Raw genomic sequence first — 2,775 nt, forward strand, 5'->3', positions numbered from 1 at the left:
GAACGGGGGGAGTGGGGGAGAGGGGGGAACGGAAGCCGTGCCGGGATGTCCGGTCGGTGCGCATGCGCTGTCGCCTCTCGGAGGTGGGGTGAGGCCCGTGCCCGGGCGGCGCACGGGTGCTGTGACAGGCAAAACGGCTTCAGATTAAGGGAGTTGACCGGGGTTCGGGTGTGCGTGGGATGAGGTCCCGGGGAACGGCCGGTTCCGTGCGATGAGTTCGCGGGAAGGCGGGGATGACATGCCGAAGGCGCCCGCCCCCGGAGGGGACGGGCGCCTTCGTCGCTCCCGTACCGCGCGAGCTGCCGACGCGGCCGGGGGTCCGGGGCGGCCGACGCGCCGCCCGGGTGGGATCCGCTCAGACCAGGTCGGACTTCTCCAGCCGGGTGCAGACGGTGTCCACCATCAGGCGGGTGACCACGTACGGGTCGCAGTTGGCGTTGGGACGACGGTCCTCGATGTAGCCCTTCTTGTCCCGCTCCACCTGCCACGGGATGCGGACCGAGGCACCGCGGTTGGAGACGCCGTAGCTGTACTCGTTCCACGGGGCGGTCTCGTGCAGACCGGTGAGACGGTCCTCCACCCCCACGCCGTAGTTCCTCACGTGCTCCAGGGGCTTGCCCTCCTCGCCCAGGGCGTCGCAGGCGCCGATGATGGCGTCGTAGCCCTCGCGCATCGCCTTGGTGGAGAAGTTGGTGTGCGCGCCGGCGCCGTTCCAGTCGCCCTTGACCGGCTTGGGGTCCAGGGTGGCGGAGACACCGAAGTCCTCGGCGGTGCGGTAGAGCAGCCAGCGGGCGACCCACAGCTGGTCGGAGACCTCCAGCGGGCCCAGCGGGCCGACCTGGAACTCCCACTGACCGGGCATCACCTCGGCGTTGATGCCGGACAGCGACAGACCCGCCTTCAGGCAGTTGTCCAGGTGGCGCTCGACGACCTCGCGACCGAAGATCTCGTCGGCGCCCACGCCGCAGTAGTAGCCGCCCTGCGGGGCCGGGAAACCACCGGCGGGGAAACCGAGCGGCCGGGCGCCCTCGAAGAAGGTGTACTCCTGCTCGATGCCGAACAGCGGCTCCTGGGCGGCGTACCTCTCGGCGATCGGACGCAGCTGCGCACGGGTGTTGCTGGCATGCGGGGTGCCGTCGGTGTCGTACACCTCGCACAGCACCAGCTTGTCGTCGCCGCCGCGGATCGGGTCGGGGCAGATGAAGACCGGCTTCAGGACGCAGTCCGAGGCGTGGCCCTCGGCCTGGTTGGTGCTGGAGCCGTCGAAGCCCCACTCCGGGGGTTCCGCGCCGTCCGCCAGGATCCTCGTCTTCGAGCGCAGTCGGGCGGTCGGCTGGGTGCCGTCGATCCAGATGTACTCGGCCCTGTGACTCACGCTGGTGCTCCTTCGGGGGGTCGTCGCGGGTGCGGTGACGCGTCCGCCACCCTCACCAGGGGCCTTTTCGGTCCCGTTGCCCCCCTGTTAAACAGCCGTGAACAGCCACTTCCGTAGGATTGGCGGTTCACGTGAGGAGAACGTTCACATGCGATTCGGACTGCTGGGCACCGGCCCCTGGGCCCGCACGACCCAGGGCCCCGCCCTGATCGACCACCCCGACACGGAACTCGTGGGGGTCTGGGGGCGTCGGCCGGAGGCCGCCGGCGAACTGGCGGGGGAGTTGGGCACCGCCGCCTTCACGGACGTGGACGAGTTGCTGGAGGCCTGTGACGCGGTGACCGTGGCGCTGCCGCCGCATGTCCAGCCCGAGCTGGCGATCCGGGCCGCCCGGGCCGGGTGTCACCTGCTGCTGGACAAGCCGGTGGCCAGCGAGCCCGCGGACGCCCGCCGCCTGGTGGCGGCGGTGGAGGAGGCCGGGGTGGCCTCGGTGGTCTTCTTCACCCTGCGCTTCGCCCCGGAGCCCGCCGAGTGGATCGCCGAGCAGCGGGAGGTCGGCGGTTGGCTGACGGCACGGGCCCAGTGGCTCTCGGCGGTGCTGGGCGGCAGGGAGAGCGCCTACTCGGCCTCCCCGTGGCGGCGGGAGCGCGGTGCGCTGTGGGACGTGGGGCCGCACATCCTGTCGGTGCTGCTCCCGGTACTGGGGGATGTCACCGATGTCGATCGGATCGCGGCGGTGCGCGGTCCGGGGGACACCGTCAACCTGTTGCTGCCGCACGTGGGCGGTGCCGTCTCGACGGTCACCCTGAGCCTCACCGTACCCCCGGAGGCGGCGGTCGTGGAGGCCGAGTTGCGGGGTCCGGCCGGGGCGGTCCGGCTCCCGGAGCGGGACCGGGGGGTGGCCCCGCTCGCCTTCGGGCGGGCGATCGGCGCGTTGTCGGAGGCGGCGCGCGGCGGTGAGCCGCACCCGTGCGACGTGCGCTTCGGCGCCCGGGTCACGGAGATCCTGGCCGTGGCGGAGGAGCGGGCCGGGAAGCGGGGCTGACCGCTGCGGGGCGGACGGCCCCGTCGGACCCCACCGCCCCCGCCGGACGCGCGATCCGGCGGGGGCGGTGTCACGCGGGCCCTCCGGTGGGCCGCACCCGATCGGGTGCGGCCCACCGGAGGGCCCGCGTGGTGTGATTTCTCCGAGCAGCCAACATGAGAACAGTAAGGTATGACAAATGGGTCATCTGACAAGTCGTCCGGTAAGTGGCGCACCCTGCCGGGGCGCCGCTCCCTCCTCGGCGCCGTCGGATGCGCCGGCCTGCTGGGCCTCAACCGTCTCCTGGTGGACGGCCCCGATGGTCCCCCGCCAGGTGTCGGCCCGTCCCCGCCCGGGGACGGGCCGACACCTGGCG

2 protein-coding genes are annotated in these 2,775 nt (G+C 72.5%); one reads left to right on the forward strand and one right to left on the reverse strand.

The window, feature by feature from the left end:
* Positions 1-355 precede the first annotated feature (355 nt).
* Positions 356-1,375 carry a glutamine synthetase gene (gene glnII / locus FOE67_RS21940; protein WP_182666567.1) on the reverse strand — a complete coding sequence of 340 codons (1,020 nt, stop codon included), beginning with the start codon at positions 1,373-1,375 and terminating at the stop codon, positions 356-358.
* Between the two features lie 148 nt (positions 1,376-1,523).
* Here glnII and FOE67_RS21945 point away from each other — a divergent pair, with 148 nt between their 5' ends.
* Entirely contained in the window at positions 1,524-2,420 is an 897-nt protein-coding gene (locus FOE67_RS21945) for a Gfo/Idh/MocA family protein (RefSeq protein WP_182666568.1), read from the forward strand.
* Positions 2,421-2,775: the final 355 nt, after the last annotated feature.

Origin of the sequence: Streptomyces calidiresistens (assembly GCF_014141525.1) — a bacterium.
Lineage (GTDB): Bacteria > Actinomycetota > Actinomycetes > Streptomycetales > Streptomycetaceae > Streptomyces > Streptomyces calidiresistens.

What these genes read in the sequence shown, in the direction of transcription:
- FOE67_RS21945 (WP_182666568.1), top strand. Translation starts at nt 1,524, where the DNA reads ATGCGATTCGGACTGCTGGGCACCGGCCCCTGGGCCCGCACGACCCAG.